Here is an 18,979-nt window from a genome sequence, read left to right as displayed (position 1 = left end):
TGTCGGCCCGAGGGGCTGTCAGACCGGTCACCTAGCGTGCTCCGCATGACGCAATCCGCACATGCGTACGCCTATCTGCGCCCGTCGGCCATCCTGGACGGCACTGACGGCCGAAGCTTCGACCTGGCCACCTCCGGCGGCGCCACCCCGCTCGGGGCGGCGGCCAACCCGCGCTTCTTCGCGGGCTTCCTGGCCGATCCGGCCCCGGCCGCGGCCGCGCTGCTCGCCGTCGCGGACGTCGCCGCCGCCCGCTACTACCAGCCCCGGCTGCGGGCCTCGCTCGATCCGGTGGTCACCGCCAACGGGGACCGGCTGCGCTTCGAGTCCTTCTCCGGCTGCTGCGGCGTCTACGCCCGGCTCGACGTGCTCCAGGCCGGGCTGGACGGTGACGAGATCGGCCACGGCACCACCAACGTGGACGTCAACAACCCGCTCCGCGAGGCGCTGACCAGGATCGGCCCGGCGGACCCGCTGCACCTCGCGGTCGGGCCGGACGCGCTGGAGGTCACCGGCTTCGACGGGCCGCTGGTGGAGAAGAAGGTGCCGCTGCCGGAGCGCCGGCTGCGCGGCTTCGCCGAGACCCAGGTGGTCGCCGCCGGCTTCGGCCTGCGCGCCGAACTGCCCGCCGTCGAGGCGGTGCGCTTCCTGCGCTCGCTGCCGCGCGGCGGACGCGGCACCGTGGGCTGGGTCGTCCCGGCCGGGCGGGCGCTGCGGCCCACCACCCGGCCGGTGCCCGGCGTGTTCGCGCCCGGGCGTGGCTCGAAGCGCGGGCACGTCTACATGGACCGGTGGTGGGAGGACGTCCAGCGGATCGCCGTCGCCCAGCCGGGCATCGGCGCCGGGCCGGAGGGGCCGGACGGCGAGCGGCTCGCCCCCGAGTTCCAGGGGCTGCTGGACGGCACCGAGCCCAGCGTGTCCCGGGCCCGCAAGGTGCACGACTGGGCCTGGCGGCCGATCCCGCACTGGATCGCGATGCTGCCCCGGCACCGGGAGGAGCTGGCCGCGCGCTGGCTCGATCACTTCGCCATGGGCGCGGACCGGGACGAGCGCGGGGCTGGGCGGTACCTCCTGCTGCTCGCCGAGTCCGGCGGCCCGGCCGGGCTCGCGCTGCACCTGGCGGTGGCGTACGGCCTGGGCGCCCGGCACGCCGAGGACCGGACCGGCGCCGTCGACGCGTTGCTGGTGCTGGCCGCGCGCGGGGACCTGGACGGCGCGTTGCTCGGGCGGGAGCTGGGTGAGCTGATGGCGCGCGGCACGGTCACGCCGACCCGGCTGGTGGCGGCGCTCGGCCTGGCGGCGGAGACCGGTGCCGGCGGGACGGTGTGGGTCGGGTCGGGTGGTGAAGGAGGCCCGGGCGCCGCGGGACGTGCTCGCGGGGTGAGCGGGCGGCGGGGCCGGGTGGGGGCTCACGGCTGACGACTTCCAGATGACAGCGTGCAGATGACAGCGTTCAGCGAACAGGTTTCAGCGAACAGATTTCAGCGAACGGATTTCGAAATCTGTTCGCTGAAATCTGTTACCTGTTCGCGCACCGCCGTCTCGGCGACCAGTGGCTCGATGCCGCGCGGCATGGCCGTCACCGCGCGCCACCAGAGCCGCAGCGCCGGCGGGTCGACGGGCTCGAAGGGCTTGCCGGGGCGGGGGGCCGCGAGGCGGGCGCCGAGCGCCTGGGCGGCGGTGACGACGCGCTCGGCGGGCTCCTCCCACGGGTGGGCCGCCAGGTTGAAGGTGCACCAGTGGATCGGCAGCAGCAGTTCGCCGCCCAGGTCCAGGTGTGCCCGGACGCCCTCTTCGGGGGTCATGTGCACCTCGGGCCAGAACGCGCTGTACGCGCCGACCTGCATCATCGTCGCGTCGAACGGTCCGAGCCGACGCCCGATCTCCGCGAAGCCGGGGAAGTACCCGGTGTCCCCGCTGTGGAAGATCCGGTGCCCGCCGCCCGCGACCACCCAGGACGACCACAGGAACAGCGTGCTGGTGCGCGGCCCGCGGCTGCAGTAGTGCCGGGCGGGGGTGGCGGTCAGGGTCAGCCCGGCGACCTCGGCGGACTCCCACCAGTCCAGTTCGACGATCCGTCCGACCGGCACCCCCCAGTGCTCCAGGTGCGCCCCGACCCCGAGCGGTACGGCGAACACCGCGTCGCCGCCGATCAGGGCCCGCACGGTGGCCATGTCCAGGTGGTCGTAGTGGTCGTGCGAGACCACCACCACGTCCACCGGCCCGAGTTCGGACAGCGGCAGCGGCACCGGGTGCAGCCGCTTGGGCCCGGTCCAGGCGAACGGGGAGCAGCGCTCGCCCCAGACCGGGTCGATCAGCACGCGCCGGCCGCCGATCTCGGCGAGCACGGTGGCGTGCCCGAGCCAGGTGAGCCGCAGCCCGGACTCCGGCGGCGTGGCCAGGTCGACCGGCAGCAGTCGGTGCACCGGCACGGCGCCGGCCGGCGAGCGGCGGGTCTTGTCCCCGCCCAGCTGGGCGCGGGTGATCTCCAGCGGGCTCCGCTCGTACACCAGGCGACGGGTCGGCACCGGGTTGCGGAAGGCGCCGTCGACGAACTGGGGCGAGCGGCGGATCCGGGCCAGCCGCTCGCCCCGGGGGTCGGCCCCGAAGGCGTCGGCCCGGACCCGGTGCCAGGCCGCGCGGGGGAGTCCGGCCAGTCCGGGGACGGCGCGGTCGGCGGCCGGTCCTGCGGGCGGCGGGACGAGCTGTGAGGCCAGACCGGCGAGACGGGAGAACCACGGGGCGGGGCGGGGCACGGCTCCTCCAGGGACGGTCACGGCTACCGGGCATGCCCGGGCGCGCACCCTTGGGGCAGATGGGCCCACGGTGGCACGACAACCATCTCGTCGGAGACTACTCGCCGTGGGCCGTCCGGACCCGGTGGGGAGTCCGGCACGGTCCAATCGGCGTACCCGGCGCGGGCCGGAACCCGGATCCGCGCTGCGCGTGGAAATCGGCGCTACGCGTCCCGGTCGGCGCTACGCGTAGAAGCGGGTGATCGCCTCCGCGACGCAGTGCGGCTTGGCGCTCTGCTCGCTCGTGATGGTGAACCGGACCACCGCCTGGACCCCGCCCGGCACCTCGGTGGCCGAGACCAGCTCGGCGGTGGCCCGGATCGCCGTGCCCACCGGCACCGGGGCCGGGAAACGCACCTTGTCCGAGCCGTAGTTCAGCGCCATCCGCACGCCCTCGACGCTGTAGCACTCCATGGCCAGCACCGGGATCATCGACTGGGTCAGATAGCCGTGCGCGATGGTCGAGCCGAACCGGCTCTCCTTCGCCCGCTCCGGGTCCACGTGGATCCACTGGTGGTCCCCGGTCGCCTCGGCGAACAGGTCGATCTGCCGCTGGTCGATGGTGTGCCACTCGCTGGTGCCCAGCTCGGTGCCAACGGCGGCGGTCAGCTCGGCGAGGGAGGCGAAGGTCGTCACGGTGCGCTCCTGGAAGGGGACGGGCCCGGCGAGGGGCCAGGACGCCGGAAGCGTATGCCTACCCCTCGGTATCTGTCAGGAGCGGACGGGGAAAAGGGAAGCTCAGTGCGGCGGGCGGCGGGCCGCAGCGCGTCAGGGCCGCAGCGCCGTGTGCCCCAGCGGGCCAGGTCCCGGCGAGCCCTGGCCGGTCGGGAACAGCCGCCGCCCGCTGACCAGCTCCGGCACCAGCGCGATGAACAACGGCTCCGGATCCCCCACCCACGGCCGCAGCCCGGAGCGCAGCACCCGCCGCACCTGGTCGGGGTCTCTCACCGCGTCCGCCCGCCCGTGCACCAGCACGCTCCAGCCGGTGCGGGAGACCGGGTCCAGCAGATCGGCCTGGAAGGCCACCACGGTGCCGTCAAGCCCGCGCGCGGTGGCACTTCCCCGGCGCACGGCGAGCACCAGCCGCCCGTCAAGGACCTCGAAGGAGACCGGCAGGACGGCCGGCAGCGCGTGCTCGGTGTACACCACGCGCCCGACGGGCACGGTGCTGAGCAGCCGCAGGCACTCGGCCTCGCTCAGGGTCTCCACACGGTCCTCACGCTCCATGCGTCCGATCGTCCTCCGGTCGGTACGCGCGTCGATAGGGCCCATGGTCCCTGAGTGGACGGGCCGGGAGCCCCGTCGGCGGCCGCCCGGAGCGGTAGCCTGCCCGGCGGGTGGAGGAATGGTGGAGGAGGGGGCGGACGGATGGCCGGCGGGGTCGATCTGGTGGTGATCGGGGCGGACGGCGGGCCGGACCGGGCGTACGGGGGTTCGGCGCTCGCGCCGGACGGCGCCCGGCTGCTGGCCGAGGTGCTGCCCGGGATGTGCTTCGACACCGGCGCGGCCGGCTGTCGCGTCACCCGTACGGCGCCGGACGCGGACGCCAACGCGATGCTCACCGCCGTCCGGGGCGCCGCCCAGCACCCCGGCCGCTGGCTGGTGGTCTGCCTGGTCGGCCAGCTGGTCGCCGACCCCCGCGGTCGCCGGCTCGCCCTGGTCGCCGGCGGCAGCACCCCCGACAACGCCTACCGGCGCGGCCTGGCCTGGGACTGGGTGGTCAGCGCGATGGTGCACGGCGACCAGGAGGAGGCGCTGCTGCTGGTCGACGCGGTGGCCGACCGCGACACCTGGACGGCGCTGGAGCGCGGCGGCGAGGACAGCGCGGGCGAACTGCTCAGCTACCCCCGGGTCCCGCTGTGGGGCCGGATCGGTCGCTTCACCCCGGGCAGACGCGGCCGGGACGCCGTACTGCCGGGCGGCGAGGGCTCGTTCAGTCGGGCACTCACCACCGTCCTGCGCCACGGCGTCCCGGGTGCCCCCGCGGCCGTCGCCCCGCTGGACCTCCAGCCCGCCGTCGCCGGGTTGCTGGACGGGGGAGAGTCGGCCGGTAGTTCGGGTGCGCCGGGCGCGCGCCTGCTCGTTCCGCCGCACGGCGGGCGCCTGTTGATGCGCAATCGGGCCGCGGTTCGGGGCGCATTGGCCGGATTGTCGCTTTCCGAAGAACTGTTGGCCGTTCTGTGGCGGGAAAGTGCCCCGACGGAACCGCCTTCCACGTAAGGTCAGGGGGCCTGAGGTGTTGCCGTGATGGGGTGGGTTGGCGAAGAATCGATCCCCAACGGAAACACCGGCGGGACGAAGTAAATCTTCTGGCGGCCGTGGATCACGGATCGGCTCGGTCGCGACGAGGTGGGGCGATGCGGCAGCGCGGAAATGTGTTGCGCCCTGGGGCGGTTGGGGTTGGTGGGGCGGTCCTGGTGTTGCTGCTCGGCGCTTGTGCGAGCGGTGGTGCCGGCGGTTCCGTCGATCGTCTCGGTTCGGCCGCGCCCACGGTTGCGGGAGTGAACCCGTTAACTCCTTCGGGTGGTTCGGTAAACGCCACGATCGCGCCGACCGACGGCCCGGAAGGCGCCATGGCGCGGCTCGCCCTGAGTGAGTATCAGGACTGGTGGCAGGCCCAGTCCGAGGTATTCGGGCGCACGGATTCGGACGGTTTCACGCTGCAGCAGTACTCCTCCGGCCGCGCTCTGTCCGACACCCTCGTCAGCCTCCGTCAACTCCACGAGGCCAAAGTGGTGATGACCGGAACGCCGCGCAATTCGGCGGTGGTGAAGGCGATTGATCTGAAAGCCGATCCGCAGACCGCCGTGATCGAGGACTGCGTCGATCTCTCGGGCTGGCATCGTGTCGACGCCGTCACCGGGGCCGCAAAGGATCCCGGGCAGCGCTTGAACCGGTACGTCGCGACCGCGTCCCTGCGCAGGTTCCAAGCACATTGGCTGATCTACGAGTTCACACGGGAGGTGGACCGGACATGCTGAACGCGCGGAAACCGGCCAAGCGGTTCGCGGTCGTCGCGTCGTTGTCCGCCGGGCTGCTGCTGTCCTCGGCGGTGACGGCGACGGCGGACGAACCGCCGAGCGGCGGGGCCGAACAGTGTTTCCCGAGCGTGATCTGCGCCCACGCCGATTCCGGCGGAACGACCCCCGCGCCCGGAGCCTCGAATCCCGGTGGGGGCGGCGGCGGTGCGGTGGACCCGGGCCCGGAGCTGTGCAGCTACCACGACGTGCAGTGGGCGTGCCACGACCCGCAGTGGGGTTGGTTCAACAGCGACCAGGGCTGCTACTTCCGTCCGCTGGACAAGCAACTGCCCGAGAGCGACGACGCGTGGAAGGGGCACAAGGCCTCGGAGGGCTCGCTCTACTCGAAGGTCTGCCCGCAGACGAACGGGGGCCAGGACGGCGCCCAGATCGAGTTCGTGCCCAACGGGCCCGACGGGCAGCGCCAGAAGACCCTGGCGGAGCTCAAGCAGGAGGCCTTCGACCAGGTCAGACTCCCCGCGCCGGTGGGCCGGGTCGCGCCCGGCGGGACGGCGGTGGTCAAAGCGCCGGTCTGGCTCTGGGCGGAGAACTCGGTGCCGCCCAAGCCGGGGTACGCCGAGTCCGGGGGTGTCTCGGTCACCGTCACGGTCCGACTGACCGGCACCACCTGGGACTTCGGCGGCGGCCAAACCGCGGAGTGCGCGACGGCCGGGACGCCGTACGACCCCAAGTACGGCGCCGCCAAGTCCCCGGACTGCGGCTACGAGTTCAAGGTCGGCTCGGGCACGAAGCAGAACGGCGTCTTCAGCGCCACGGTGCGGACACACTGGGCGGCCGACGTGGTCGTCACGGGGCCGAAGCCGGCGACCTACACGATCGACGGGCTCAAGCAGGACAGCGAACCCTTCGCGGTCAAGGTCGCCGAGGTGCAGGTCCTCAACTGACCGCGCCACGACGGCGATTCGACCACTGACGATCCGGAAGCGAACGAGGGAAGGGCGGAACCCGGTGGAGAACCGTACATTCGCGACGCCGGGATCCGGCACACCCGCCGGCGCCGCGGTGTCCGTGGCGCCCCCGGAGCAGCAGGAGCAGGGCAGGGGCCGCGGCCGTGCCGCGCCGCACGCGCCCGGGCGGACCATGCGTGCCCGGCGGCGGCGTCCGGCGGTGCTGGCGATGGCGGTCGCGCTGATCGCGGCCGGCGGGCTGGGCGGCGCCGTCCTCTACGACAGCACCGGGCAGCGGGTCGCGGTTCTGGCGCTGGCCCGGGACGTGCCCTGGGGGCAGGTGATCACCGAGGACGACCTGGTGGTGGCCCGGATCGCGGGCGACCCGGCGCTGCGGCCGGTGTCGGCCCAGGACCGGGCCAAGGCGGTCGGCATGCGGGCCGCCACCGACCTCAAGCGCGGTTCCATGCTGACCGGTTCGGACCTGGCGCAGGGCTTGTCGGTGCAGCCGGGGCAGATCGTGGTCGGGGTGTCGGCCAAGCGAACCCAGTTGCCCGCCAGCCGGCTCCAGCCCGGGGTGCAGATCGTCGTGGTCGACACCCCCGAGAACGGCCGGGCCGACTCGCTGCCGGCGACGGTCATCACGGTCGGCCGGGTGGACACCGACGGCAGCCAGGTGATCGACGTGGCGGTCGGCGCGGCGGACGGGCCCCGGCTGGCGCAGTGGGTGGCGAGCGGGCGGATCCAGGTACTGCTGGCGCCGCGCGCCGCCCCGGGCGGGGCCGGGGCCGGTTCCCCGGCCTCCCCGTCGGCGGCACCCACCGGCACGGCCACCACGCCCGCCACCCCGGCCGGAACGGGCGCCCCGGCCGGGACGGGTGGCGCCTGATGGCGGTGATCGCGGTGGTCGGCGGTCCGGGCGCGCCGGGCGCGACCACGACCGCGCTGGCGCTGCTGCTGGCCTGGCCGCTGCAACCCGGTCGGCGGATCCTGCTGGTCGAGGCCGACCCGGACGGCGGTGCGGTGCTCGCGGGCGCCCTGGAAGGCCGGGTCGACGCGGTGTACGGCCTGCGCAATCTCGCCGTCGCCGACCGGCGCGGGCTGCTCGCCCAGACCATCTGGGAGCAGCTGATCGACCTCTCTCCCGAGGGCAACGCCGAGCGGCTGCTGCTGCCCGGCCTGACCGACCCGGCCCAGGCGCCCGGCCTCGCCTACACGTGGGAGCCGTTCGTCGACCTGCTGCACGGCATCGAGCAGCAGGGCTACGACGTCATCCTGGACCTCGGCCGCTCCGGCGCCACCGGGACGAGCGCGGTGCTGGCCCGTCGCGCGGACGTGGTGGCGGCGACGGTGCGCACCACGCTGCGCGGGCTGAGCGCGGCCCGCCCCCGGCTCGCCGCCCTCGCCGAGGACCTGACCGCCGGCGGGACCGGGGCGGACGCGCTCGGGCTGCTGCTGGTCGCCGAGGGGCCGTACTCGGGGGCGGAGGTGTCCCGGGAGTTCGGCCTGCCGGTGCTCGGGGTGTTACCGCACGCCGCCCGTACCGCGCGGGTGCTCTCCGACGGCGGCGACACCACCGACCGGCGGTTCATCCGCTCGGAGCTGATGCGCACGGCCCGTTCGGTCGCCGACGAGCTGCAGCTGCTGGTCCGCCGCCGACGCCAGCGGCTCGCCCCGAACGCCGCGCCGACGCCCGCGCCCGCCCAGCTCACGGCGCCGAACCCGCCCGCCGTGCCCGCCGTGCCCGCCGCGCCCACCGTGCCGGTGCCCGCCCCGGGGCCGGTGCCCGCCCCGGCGCCGGTTCCCGCCCCGGGGCCGGTGGCGCCGCTGCCGCCGATGGACGCTCCGGCCCCGTACGGACAACCGCCCTACGGACAACCGCTTCACGGACAGCCGTCGTTCGGACCGCAGCCCTACGCGGAACCCGCCCACGGCCCCGGCGAGGGTGAGCGGCCCTCGTACGCCCCGCCCCTGATCACCACCGGACCGGTCGCGCCGCTGGCCGGGCTGGCGCCGCAGCCGGCCGCCCCGGCGCCGTTCCCGGCGCATGTCCGGTCACACGTCCAGGCACCGAGACCGGCCGACGGGGACGAGCAGTACCCGCTCCAGCAACCGGTGGTGACGGAGCGCCAGGGAGACGGTCGGCCGTACCCGTACAACCCCGGGGAGGTGCTCCGTGCGCGGTAGCCCCCTGCACCAGCGCCCGACGGCCGACCCGGCCGCCCTGCCCTGGTCGACACCCACGTCCACGTCGGCACCCACGCCGGCACCCGCGCCGGCACCCGCGCCCGCCGCCGCGCCGCCTCGGCCCGCGCAGGCGTACCAGCCCGGCCCGGTCGCGCCCCAGCCCGTCGCCCCCGCTCACGGCGGTGCGGCCGGGCCCACCGCCGTACCCTCCCAGCTGCCCTCGCTGGACCTGCGCGGCGCCGCCACCCGCCCGGCCGTCGACCCGCAGGTCGCGCGCGAACTCAAGCGTCAGGTCGCGGCCGAACTGCACCAGCAGATCAGCCGGTTGACCGTCGGCTCCGGCTCGGAGCCGGACCGCGCCACCCGCCGCCAGCGCGGTCGCGCGCTGATCGAGGAGGCGGTCGCCCGCTGGTCCGACGCCTACGCCCAGACCCACGGCATCCCGCCCACCCGGGAGCAGGACCGCGCCCTCGCCGAGGCCGTCTTCGACCTGCTGTTCCGGGCCGGCCGGCTCCAGCCCTACCTGGACGACCCGGAGATCGAGAACATCCTGATCAACGGCTGTGACGACGTCTGGGTCTCCAAGGTGCACCAACCCCTGCGCCAGGTCCCGCCGGTGGCCGACAGCGACGCCGAACTCATCGAGCTGCTCCAGGACTTGGCCCGCCAGCACGGCGGCGGCGAGCGCAGTCTGTCCACCGCCAGCCCGACGCTCGCCCTGCGCCTGGAGGGCGGCATGCGCCTGCAGGCGCTCACCGAGGTGACGCCCCGCCCGTACGTGGCGATCCGACGCCACCGGGTGGCCTCGGCGACGCTGCCCGAGATGGTCGAACTCGGCACTCTGGACGGAACCTTGGCCGCATTCCTGGCCGCCGCGATCCGGGCCCGGAAGAACGTGATGATCACCGGCACCCAGGGTGTCGGCAAGACCAGCCTGCTGCGCGCGATGGCCGCCGAGATCCCGCCGGACGAGCGGATCGGCACCCTGGAGTCGGAGTTCGAGCTCTGGCTGCACACCCTCGGCCACCTGCGCCAGGTCGTCCCGATGGAGGCCCGCGAGGGCAACGGCGAGCGCGTCGACGGCCGTCTGGCCGGGGAGTTGACGATCGGCGACCTCATCCCGGCGGCGCTGCGCATGACCCTCTCCCGGATCATCGTCGGCGAGGTCCGCTCCGGCGAGGTCGTCCCGATGCTGCGGGTCATGACCAACGGTGAGGGCGGCTCGATGTGCACCCTGCACGCCCGCGGCCCGCACATGGTGGTCGACCGCATCGCCGAACTCTGCCTGGAGTACGGCTCGCACATGACGGACGCCCTCGCCTACCGGCTCACCGCCAACGCCCTGGACCTCATCGTGCACGTCACCATGGTCGACGAGACCGCCGTCGGCGGCCGGCGGCACCGCTTCGTCTCGCACGTCCTGGAGGTCACCGGCCTCGGCGAGAGCGGCCGGCCCGCGCTGAACACCGTCTTCGGCCCCCGGCCGGACCTCGGCGAGCCGCGCGCCGTCCCCCATACCCCGCCGCAGTGCCTGGACGACCTGCGCCGGGCCGGGTTCGACGCCTCGCTGCTCGGCTCCCGGTACGGGGGCTGGGCCACCCCGCTGCAGCTGCGGATCGGCGGTGGCGCGCGGTGATGCTGCTGTTCGCCCTGTGCGGGCTGGCGGTCGCGGGCGGTCTGGTCGCCCTGGTGGCCTGGGCCCGCGGCAGCGAGCCCGCCGACGAGGACGAACCGGGCCGCCGGGACAACCCGCTGGCCGGCCGCGCCCACGTCTTCTGGTACGGCGCCCCCGGCACGGCCTCGCTGCGGATGGTGCGGCTGCGCCGGATCCAGCTGCCCCTGGCGCTCGCCGGAGCGCCGCTGGCCTGGCTGTTCACGGGCATCCCGCTGACCGCGCTGCTGGTGCCGCTGGCCGTCTTCGGCCTGCCCTGGCTGTTCGACACCACCCGCCCGGACACCCACCGGATCGAGCGTCTGGAGGCGCTGTCCGAGTGGACCCAGCGGATCGCCGACGTGCTGCTGCTCGGCGTCGGCCTCAACCAGGCCATCGTCACCAGCCGCCGCACCGCCCCCGCCGCCCTGGAGGACGAGATCGGCGAGCTGGCCGCCCGGTTGCAGGCCCGCTGGCGACCCGAGGAGGCGCTGCGGGCCTTCGCCGACAGCCTGGCCGACGCCACCGCCGACAAGGTGCTCGCGGCCCTCGTGCTGCGGGCCGGGGACAGCGGCCCGGGCCTGGCCCGGACGCTCTCCGACATGGCCGACTCGGTGCGTGAGGAGGTCCGCCAGCGCCGCGCCATCGAGGCCGACCGGGCCAAGCACCGCACCACCATCCGCTGGCTGGTCGGCATCATCGTGCTGGTCGTCACGGTCGGCTCCTTCAACACCGAGTACACCCGCCCCTACGGGACCTTCCTCGGACAGGTCGTGCTCGCCGTGGTCGCCGCCCTGTTCGTCGCGATCATCGCCTGGATGCGGGCGCTGGCCTCGCACCCGCCGGTGCCCCGGCTGCTCACGCCGGACCGGCGCGGCAAGGGCGGGCGCCGCCTTCCCGGCCCCGAGCAGGAGCCCGTCGAGCAGCTCGGGGAGGCCCGGTGATCTCCCCCTGGTCCGTGCTCGCGGGCGCGGCCGCGGCCGGCGGCCTCGCCCTGCTGATCGCCGAACTGCGTCCCGCGCCGCCGGACTTGCGCCAGGCGCTGGACCGGCTGCACCGAGCCCCGGCGGACCGGCCGCAGGACCCGGACGAGCGGCCGCGCTGGTACGACCGGATCGGCGAGCGCTCGCTCACTCTGCGCGGGGTCTCCATCCCGCGCCGCGAACTCTCCCTGATCGGCCGTACCCCGGCCCGGTTCATGGTGCACAAGCTGCTGTTCGCCGCGCTCGGCCTGGTGCTGCCCGCCTACCTCGGCGCGATGGTCGTGCTGATGGACGTCGGTCTGCCCTTCGCCCTGCCGCTGGTCGCCGGACCACTGCTGGCCGGGCTGCTGTTCTTCGTCCCGGACGCGATCGTGCGCGGTGAGGCCAAGGAGGCACGCACCGAGTACCTGCACGGCATCGCCGCCTACCTGGAACTCGTCGCCATGGAGCGGGCCGCCGACTGCGGCCCCGCCGAGGCGCTGCGTCGCGCCGCCTCGGTCGGACAGGGCGTGGTGTTCCGCCGGATCCGCGACGCGCTGGAGCGCGCCGCCACCGACCGCCTCCCGCCCTGGGCCGGACTCGACGCGCTGGCCGAGGAGTTGGGCCTCAGCCCGCTCCAGGACGTGGCCGACATCATGCGGCTGTCCGGCACCGACGGCGCCGCCGTGTACGACACCCTGCGGGCCCGTGCCAAGGGCCTGCGCGGCGAACTGCTCGCCGAGGACCTCGCCCGCGCCAACGCCGACAGCGAGCGGATGGTCGCGCCCGGGGCCGCCCTGACCCTGCTGATGACCGTCCTGATCGTCTTTCCCGCGCTCCACCAGATGCTCAACTGATGCCTGCGCCCGAGCAGCTGACACCACACCACACCCCGGGAGAACCCGATGACCGTACGACTCGCCCAGCTGGCCGGCCGGGTGCTGCGGCCCGTCCTGCTGCCCGTGCAGTTCGCCCTGCTGTTGTTCACACTCCGGCTGGGCCGGCTGCGGGCCGCCCGCGCGCGCGGCGACCGCGGCGCCATCAGCATCGAACTGGCCCTCGCCATCATCGCCTTGGTGTTCGTCGCGGGTGCCGTGGCGACCGCGCTGTACCTGCTGAAGGACAAGGTGGTCACCAAGGTCGAGCAGGACCCGAACATGCCGGGTGGCGCGGGCGGCGCGGGTGGCGCCTCCAAGTGATCCGCCTGCCTCGCCGCCGCGGCGACCGGGGGTCGATGAGCATCAGCCTCGCCATCGTCTTCCCGGTCGTCCTGCTGCTCGTGCTGCTCGTCGTCCAGGCCGCGCTGTGGTGGTACGACCGGCAGGTCGCGCTCACCGCCGCGCGCGAGGGCGTGGACGCCGGGCGGTTGCAGGGGAACCTGGAGGACAAGGACAAGGACGCGGCCGCCCAGCGGCAGGCTCGGGAGTTCCTGGACCGGCAGGGCGTGGGCTCGTACGAGGTGCGGACCGACGGAAGCACGGACAAGACGATCCGGGTCACCGTGGAGTTGACGCCCCCGCTGCTGATACCCGGGCTCACGGCACCCGGCATCCGGCAGTTCGCCGAGGCACCGCGCGAGCGCTTCGTGCCGCCGGTGGTGGCACCGACGGTGGCGCCGTGAGACGGGGGCCCCGGTGGAGGGCGCGCCGGCGGGACCGGGGCGGGATCGCTATCGAGGCGGCGATCGTCGTGCCGGGCGTGGTCGGGCTGGTCCTGGTGGCGATCGCCGCCGGGCGGGTGCAGACCACGGCCGGCACGGTCGAGGCCGCCGCCCGCGCCGGGGCCCGGACCGCCTCGCTGCAACGCAGCGTGGACGGGATGGACAAGCCGGCCAAGGACTCCGCCCTCGACACGTTGCGCCAGCAGGGCGTCTCCTGCCGCGACGGCGACGTCAAGGTGACCACGGGCGAGTTGGCGCTGCCGGACGGTCCGGTCGCGACCGTCAAGGTCACCGTGATCTGCGACGTCGAACTCGCCGACCTGCTCGGCGGACCGTCCGGTGTGCCCGTGACGAAGCACCTCGTCGGGGAGTTCACCTCGGTGGTGGACCGTTACCGAGGCACATGACGGCGGCGCGGCCCCGCGCGCGGCGATCGGGGGGTTGGGGGCGGCCCGCGCGGGGGAGACGCAAGCGGAGAGCGCTCGGGGGATGACGCAACGGCACCGAGCGGCGCCCGATGGGGGCCGGTGGGGAGACATCGTGCGGATTGGGGGGAGGGGGTGCGAGTGCTGAGCGGCCTGCGGCGCCGAGGCGTGCGGCGGGGTCCGCGCCGGTCGGACCGGGGCGCGGTCGCCCTCTTCGTGGCGATCTGCGCGGCCTACCTGGTGCTCGTCGTCGCCCTGGTGATCGACGCGGGCGGCCGACTGCGGGTCGCCGAGCGCACCGACGCCTACGCCCAGGAGGCCGCGCGGGTCGGCGGGCAGCAGCTCGACCAGGCGGCCGTGCTGCAGGGGAAGGGCTTCAAGGTCAAGCAGGACTACGTCCGGCGGGCCGCCGACGCCTACCTCGGGCTGTACGGGCTGCGGGCCGGCGACGTCGCGTTCTCCGGTGACGGCAAGGTCGTCACCATCACCGTGCAGGCCGACTACCGGCCGGTCCTGCTGGGTGCCCTCGGGGAGCGGAAGGTAACGGGCAAGGGCAGTGCGACCCTCGTCCACGGAGTCGAGAAAGCGGAGACCGACTGATGGCCGCGCCACGTGCCAAGGACCAGGCCCGAACCGCCCCGGCCCGTAGTGGCCGGACCGGAACCGGGAACGACCGGGATCGAATCGCGAGGGGCCGGACCGCGAGGGATCGGAGTCGAAGCACGCACCGGGCCGGACGCGGCCGCGGCGGCGCGCTGATCACCGCGCTCGCCGCGCTGGTCACCCTGCTCGCCCTGCTGTTCGGCATCCCCGCGCTGTTGCTGTACGGCACCCGCGCGGTCGCCTCGATGGGCGAGGTCGCCCCGGGCGGGGTGGGTGAGGCGCTCACCGGTCCGGACGACGGACGGCTGTTCCTCTGGCTGCTGGTGGTGGTCGGCTGGCTGGCCTGGGCGTGCTTCGCGCTCTCCGTCCTGCTGGAGATCCCCGCCCAGCTGCGCGGCCGGATCGCCCGCCGGATCCCGGCCTTCGGCTGGAGCCAGCGGCTCGCCGCCGGGCTGGTCGGCTCGGTGCTCGCGCTGCTGCCGGTGGCCGGCTCGGCCTTCGCCGCGGTGCCCGAGCTGACCCACAACCCGGTCACCCAGGCGCAGTTGACCCCCGGCGTGCAGCGGGCGGCGCTGCCCGCCGCCCAGTCCGCGCCCGCGCTGAGCCCGGCCGCGGAGCAGCACCCCACGTACACCGTCCGGGACAGCCGGCCCGCGGACAGCCTGTGGTCCATCGCGGAGCGCCAACTGGGCTCGGGTGAGCGGTGGGTGGAGATCGCCAAGCTCAACGACGGCCGGGTGATGGACGATTCGGGCGTCCGCTTCGACGCGGACCGGCCGATCCAGCCCGGGTGGGAGCTGCTGATGCCGGCGGACGCCAAGCCGGACGAGGCGAAGGCGCCCGCACAGGCACCGGCCCAGGCCCCCGCCCCCGCTTCCGGGCAGGCGCAGGCGCCGCAGACCGGGACGGAACCGGGCGCGGGCGGGCAGAAGACCGTGACCGTCCAGGCCGGGGACAGCCTGTCGGCCATCGCCCAGCGGGAGTTGGGGGACGGTGAGGCCTGGCCGAAGCTGTTCGACACCAACAAGGGGGTGCGGGCGCCGGACGGGGAGCGGCTGACCGACCCGGACGTGCTGGAGCCGGGGATGGTGCTCACGGTGCCGGGGGCGGCTGCCCCGGCCGCCCAGACGCCCGCTCCGGCCCCAGCCCCGGCCCCAGCCCCGGCCCCAGCCCCGGCCCCGGAACAGACGCCGGCGCCCGCCCCCGGTCAGGCCCCGGCCACCCAGGCGCCGGCCCCCGCGCCCACCCAGGCCGCCCCGACCCAGGCCGCCCCGGCGCCGGGCGCGCCGCAGTCGGCCCCGGCGTCGACGCCCGCCCACACGCCCGCCCCCGCCGCGCACGCCGACTCGGCGTCCGACGGTGACTACACCGTCGCCCTGGCTGCCTCCACCGTCGGCGTCCTGCTCGCCGCCATGATGGTCGGCACCGTCGCCTACAAGCGCGGCACCCAGCTGCGCGCCCGCCGCCCCCGGCACCGCATCGCGCTGCCCGCCGCCGAGGCCGCCGCCTTCGAGAACGAGCTGATGGTTCGCCAGGACCAGGCCGGGCTCGAACTGCTGGACCGCGCCCTGCGCACCCTGGCCCGCAACACCGTGCGCGGAGGCAAGCGCCTGCCGGCCATCGTCGCGGCCCGGATCACCCCCGGCCACACCATCGAGCTGCACCTGTCCGGCCCGGCCGCGCCGATCGCACCGTTCCGCGCCGCGCACGCCGCCAACGTCTGGTGGTGCGGCGAGGAGTCCGGCGACCTGCTCGGCGCCGCCCAGGCCCGCAAGACCGCCGCGCCCTACCCGGCGCTGGTCACCCTGGGCACCTCTCCCGACGGCTCGGTGGTCCTCGCCGACCTGGAGGCCGTCCGGCTGCTCCACCTCTCCGGTCACCCCGACGACGCCCGCGACGTGCTGCGCACCCTCGCCGTCGAACTGGCCCACAGCCCGCTGGCCGACCGGCTCCACCTGCACCTGGTGGACCTCGCCGAGGAGGTGCCGATCAGCGGCCCGGCCGCCGAGCGCGTCCACCGCCACCCCACCCTGGAGGCCGCGCTGGCCGCGCTCGGCCCGCGCACCGCCAAGGCCCGTGCCACCCTGGTCGCAGCCGAGGCCGCCAGCCCGCGGGAGGCCCGCAGCCGGGGCCAGGCGGACGAGTCCTGGGTGCCGGAGATTGTGCTCTGCGCCCAGCAGCCCGGCGGCGACATCCCCGCCGAGCTGGGCCGCCTGCTGGACGCGCGCCCGCGCACCTGCGTCGCCGTCATCACCCGCGCCCCAGAGCGCGGCACCGGCCCGGTCGCCCGTTGGACCCTGCCGGCCACCGGCCAGGCCACCATCCCCGGCCTGCACCTGACCGTCGAGCTCCAGCGGCTCGACGCCCACCAGTACGACCAGGTCGCCGAACTGCTCCGGGCCGCCGACGACACCACCCAGCACCCGGCGCCCGCCTGGACCCTGGACGGTCCCGGCCTCGACCCGGATCCGGACGGGGACCCGGACACCGTCGAACTGTCGCCCGCCGTACCGGTGCTGGCCGTGGTGGGCGCTCCGGCCGAGGAGGCCGAGGCGGAGGCGGACGCGGACACCGCCGCCGGGCCCCGGCTGCTGGCCCGGGTCATCGGCACCGGCGCGAGCCCGTTCGCGGGCACCGACCCGGTGACGCCCGCCCCCGCCCCCGCCCCGGCCCCCGTCCCGGCACCGGCCGGCCCGGCGCGGTTCGCCGTCAACGGGCAGGGGCGCCACGCGGCCGCCGAGACCGAGCAGGCCGACGAGACCACCCGCGACCTGCGGCTGCCGGGCGAACCGGCCTCAGCGGCGGACCCGGCCCTGGACACGGCTGTGGACGAGGCCGTGGACGCGGCCGAGGCGGCGCAAGCGGTGCCGGCGGACGCCCCGGTGGTCGTCCTGCCCGTCCAGCCCGTGGTGCCGCAGCCGTCCGCCGAGCCCGCCCCGACGCACCAGAGCGCGCCCGCGCCCACCGGCACCGACCCGCGTGTGCCGTCCCGGCCGGAGCCCGGTCCCGAGCCGGAGCCCGGTCCCGAGCCCGAGTCCGAGCCCGGTTCGGTCGCGGAGCACCAGGCCGAAGCCGAGGAGCGGGTGGAAACGGAGGCCGAGCCCGGACCGGCCGCGGTCGCCCCGGTCGCCCGGACCAGCTCCGGCCGCAGCGACAGCGACGACCTGCTCGCCATCCTGCGCTCCCCGGAGGCGCACACCCCGCGCAACGCCCCCCGGATCCGGCTGCTCGGCCCGGTCGACGTGGCCGGCACCATCGGCGCCGTCGAACCCGGCGCGCTGCCCCGGCTCACCGAGCTCGCCGTCTACCTCGCGCTGCGCCCCGGCTCCGACCACCACGCCCTCGACCACGACCTGCACCCCGGCGCCGCCCACCTCGACCCGCACCCCACCGCCGCCGACGCCAAGAGCCCGCTCCCGGCCAAACTCGCCGACCTGGCCGCCTGGTTCGGGACCTCCGCCGAGGGCCGCGCCTACCTGCCCACCGAGCCCGCCGACGGCTACGCCTTCGTCCAGGCCGTCACCTGCGACTGGGACGAGTTCCGCAGCCTCTACCGGCGCGGCATGCGCAGCACCAGCGTCACGGCCGACGCGGCCCTCGCCCACGCCCTGGCCCTGGTTCGCGGCGCCCCGTTCGCCGAGGCCCCGCCCGCCTCCTACGGCTGGGCCGAGGCCGAACGCCAGGACATGATCGCCGCCATCGTCGACACCGCCCACGAACTGGCCGCCCGTCGGCTCCAGTACGGCGACCACCGCAGCGCCGAGGCCGCCGTCTTCCGCGGCCTCGCCGTCGCCCCGGACGTCGAACTCCTGCACCGGGACCTCTTCTACGCCTACGCCTCGGCCGGCGCCCGGGACCAACTCCTGCGCGCCGTCAACCGCCTCGACGCCCTGAGCCGCCGCACCGGCCGCGACCTGGACGCCGACACGGTAGCCCTGCTGCGCGACCTGCTGGCCGGCTCCTGAGCCGGTCGGCCACGCGGTGGGCTCGAGCGGGGGCCGGCATGTCGGCCCCCGCCCTTGCGTCAGGCGTTCTTGTCGTTTCCCCGTTGCGCGCTCCGCGATGCCTGGCGCATCGCCTTCGCAATCCCCGCCGACGCTTCGCCGATGGTTCGTCCACGGGTCAGGAGGCCGCCCGGAGCCAGCTGTCGAGGGTGGCGAAGTCGGTGTCGGTGAGGCCGACTCGGGGGTCGACGCGGTGCAGCAGCGCGGGGGCGGGGGAGTGGGCCTCGACCCAGTGGCGGTCGGCCGGGGCGATCTCGTCGTCCACCCAGGCGAACGGGCGGCCGGCCGCCCAGGCGAGCAGCGGGCGGGTCTTCCAGTGCGGTGGTCCGCCGTGGCCGTCGTCCTCGTCATCCGTCACCGGCCAGTCCACGACGGGCAGTTGCGGCAGGCCCAGCCGGGGTGAGAGGCAGTCGTTGGCGTCCTCCAGCCAGGTGGTGGCCCAGACCAGCTCGCAGGGCAGGGCCAGCAGGTGCCGACCGAGCGCCGGGTCGACGCGGGCCACCAGCGGGTTCTCGTACGGGCCCGGGCCCGGGTAGGTGGGGTAGCCGCCCGGGGGCGGGGCGCCGAAGGGGATGAGGGGGCCGTCGACGTCGAGGAAGAACAGGGGCGTGCCGGAGCCGGTCATGACGGCACGGTAGCGGGGGCTGCGGGCGGCGTGGCGCGCCGATCGGTACCCGGCCTGGATCGGGTGTGCCGGGATCTCGTAGGGTGGCGCGCACGGAACGTGGTGGCAGTCACCACGCAGGCAAGGGCATCAGGCGCCGCGG

At 75.3% G+C, this 18,979-nt stretch carries 18 protein-coding genes; 14 read left to right on the top strand and 4 right to left on the bottom strand.

The features are described 5' to 3' along the window. Positions 1 to 45: 45 nt before the first annotated feature. The gene (locus tag ACH4E7_RS05590) at positions 46 to 1,416 is read left to right on the top strand and encodes a DUF6493 family protein (RefSeq protein WP_396247694.1); all 1,371 of its coding nucleotides are present in this window, start codon (positions 46 to 48) and stop codon (positions 1,414 to 1,416) included. 62 nt (positions 1,417 to 1,478) lie between these two features. Here ACH4E7_RS05590 and ACH4E7_RS05585 read toward each other — a convergent pair whose 3' ends face one another. The 3 genes from ACH4E7_RS05585 to ACH4E7_RS05575 all read right to left on the bottom strand — a co-directional run bounded on the left by ACH4E7_RS05585 (position 1,479) and on the right by ACH4E7_RS05575 (position 4,019). Then, positions 1,479 to 2,654 (bottom strand): MBL fold metallo-hydrolase, encoded by a 1,176-nt coding sequence (locus tag ACH4E7_RS05585; RefSeq protein WP_396247889.1) that lies wholly within the window; start codon positions 2,652 to 2,654, stop codon positions 1,479 to 1,481. 321 nt (positions 2,655 to 2,975) lie between these two features. Further along, positions 2,976 to 3,428: a MaoC family dehydratase gene (locus ACH4E7_RS05580; protein ID WP_396247693.1), complete on the bottom strand. Its 453-nt coding sequence runs from the start codon at positions 3,426 to 3,428 to the stop codon at positions 2,976 to 2,978. A 132-nt stretch (positions 3,429 to 3,560) separates the two neighbouring features. Continuing rightward, the gene (locus tag ACH4E7_RS05575) at positions 3,561 to 4,019 is read right to left on the bottom strand and encodes a pyridoxamine 5'-phosphate oxidase family protein (protein ID WP_396247692.1); all 459 of its coding nucleotides are present in this window, start codon (positions 4,017 to 4,019) and stop codon (positions 3,561 to 3,563) included. Positions 4,020 to 4,160: 141 nt separating this feature from the next. On the opposite strand from ACH4E7_RS05575, the gene ACH4E7_RS05570 reads away from it, so the two are divergent. The 13 genes from ACH4E7_RS05570 to ACH4E7_RS05510 all read left to right on the top strand — a co-directional run bounded on the left by ACH4E7_RS05570 (position 4,161) and on the right by ACH4E7_RS05510 (position 18,173). Beyond that, a complete protein-coding gene (locus ACH4E7_RS05570; protein WP_396247691.1) occupies positions 4,161 to 5,012 on the top strand; it encodes a hypothetical protein in 852 nt (283 codons plus the stop codon). Between the two features lie 197 nt (positions 5,013 to 5,209). Continuing rightward, positions 5,210 to 5,773 carry a hypothetical protein gene (locus ACH4E7_RS05565; protein ID WP_396247690.1) on the top strand — a complete coding sequence of 188 codons (564 nt, stop codon included), beginning with the start codon at positions 5,210 to 5,212 and terminating at the stop codon, positions 5,771 to 5,773. After that, positions 5,767 to 6,717 carry a hypothetical protein gene (locus ACH4E7_RS05560; RefSeq protein WP_396247689.1) on the top strand — a complete coding sequence of 317 codons (951 nt, stop codon included), beginning with the start codon at positions 5,767 to 5,769 and terminating at the stop codon, positions 6,715 to 6,717. Before ACH4E7_RS05565 ends, ACH4E7_RS05560 begins: the two co-directional genes overlap by 7 nt. A gap of 64 nt (positions 6,718 to 6,781) precedes the next feature. After that, entirely contained in the window at positions 6,782 to 7,609 is an 828-nt protein-coding gene (locus tag ACH4E7_RS05555; protein ID WP_396247688.1) for an SAF domain-containing protein, read from the top strand. Beyond that, positions 7,609 to 8,907: a hypothetical protein gene (locus ACH4E7_RS05550; protein WP_396247687.1), complete on the top strand. Its 1,299-nt coding sequence runs from the start codon at positions 7,609 to 7,611 to the stop codon at positions 8,905 to 8,907. The genes ACH4E7_RS05555 and ACH4E7_RS05550 overlap by 1 nt, the downstream gene beginning before the upstream one ends. After that, positions 8,897 to 10,543 carry a CpaF family protein gene (locus tag ACH4E7_RS05545; protein WP_396247686.1) on the top strand — a complete coding sequence of 549 codons (1,647 nt, stop codon included), beginning with the start codon at positions 8,897 to 8,899 and terminating at the stop codon, positions 10,541 to 10,543. The genes ACH4E7_RS05550 and ACH4E7_RS05545 overlap by 11 nt, the downstream gene beginning before the upstream one ends. Beyond that, entirely contained in the window at positions 10,543 to 11,502 is a 960-nt protein-coding gene (locus ACH4E7_RS05540) for a type II secretion system F family protein (RefSeq protein ID WP_396247888.1), read from the top strand. The genes ACH4E7_RS05545 and ACH4E7_RS05540 overlap by 1 nt, the downstream gene beginning before the upstream one ends. Next, entirely contained in the window at positions 11,499 to 12,377 is an 879-nt protein-coding gene (locus ACH4E7_RS05535; RefSeq protein ID WP_396247685.1) for a hypothetical protein, read from the top strand. The genes ACH4E7_RS05540 and ACH4E7_RS05535 overlap by 4 nt, the downstream gene beginning before the upstream one ends. A gap of 48 nt (positions 12,378 to 12,425) precedes the next feature. Next, positions 12,426 to 12,719 carry a hypothetical protein gene (locus ACH4E7_RS05530; RefSeq protein WP_355670631.1) on the top strand — a complete coding sequence of 98 codons (294 nt, stop codon included), beginning with the start codon at positions 12,426 to 12,428 and terminating at the stop codon, positions 12,717 to 12,719. A 35-nt stretch (positions 12,720 to 12,754) separates the two neighbouring features. Beyond that, positions 12,755 to 13,141: a TadE/TadG family type IV pilus assembly protein gene (locus tag ACH4E7_RS05525; RefSeq protein ID WP_396247684.1), complete on the top strand. Its 387-nt coding sequence runs from the start codon at positions 12,755 to 12,757 to the stop codon at positions 13,139 to 13,141. Next, a complete protein-coding gene (locus tag ACH4E7_RS05520; RefSeq protein ID WP_396247683.1) occupies positions 13,138 to 13,587 on the top strand; it encodes a TadE/TadG family type IV pilus assembly protein in 450 nt (149 codons plus the stop codon). Before ACH4E7_RS05525 ends, ACH4E7_RS05520 begins: the two co-directional genes overlap by 4 nt. Before the next feature lie 153 nt (positions 13,588 to 13,740). Continuing rightward, on the top strand, positions 13,741 to 14,205 hold the full coding sequence (locus tag ACH4E7_RS05515) for a hypothetical protein (protein WP_396247682.1): 465 nt from the start codon (positions 13,741 to 13,743) through the stop codon (positions 14,203 to 14,205). Next, positions 14,205 to 18,173: a LysM peptidoglycan-binding domain-containing protein gene (locus tag ACH4E7_RS05510; protein WP_396247681.1), complete on the top strand. Its 3,969-nt coding sequence runs from the start codon at positions 14,205 to 14,207 to the stop codon at positions 18,171 to 18,173. The genes ACH4E7_RS05515 and ACH4E7_RS05510 overlap by 1 nt, the downstream gene beginning before the upstream one ends. Before the next feature lie 157 nt (positions 18,174 to 18,330). On the opposite strand, the gene ACH4E7_RS05505 is transcribed toward ACH4E7_RS05510, so the two are convergent. Continuing rightward, a complete protein-coding gene (locus ACH4E7_RS05505; RefSeq protein WP_396247680.1) occupies positions 18,331 to 18,837 on the bottom strand; it encodes an HAD domain-containing protein in 507 nt (168 codons plus the stop codon). Between the last annotated feature and the right edge of the window lie 142 nt (positions 18,838 to 18,979).

This window comes from Kitasatospora sp. NPDC018058 (assembly GCF_044327205.1).
Classification (GTDB): domain Bacteria; phylum Actinomycetota; class Actinomycetes; order Streptomycetales; family Streptomycetaceae; genus Kitasatospora.
The sequence above is the reverse complement of the archived record's forward strand: the minus strand, read 5'-3'. Positions and strand labels throughout refer to the sequence as shown.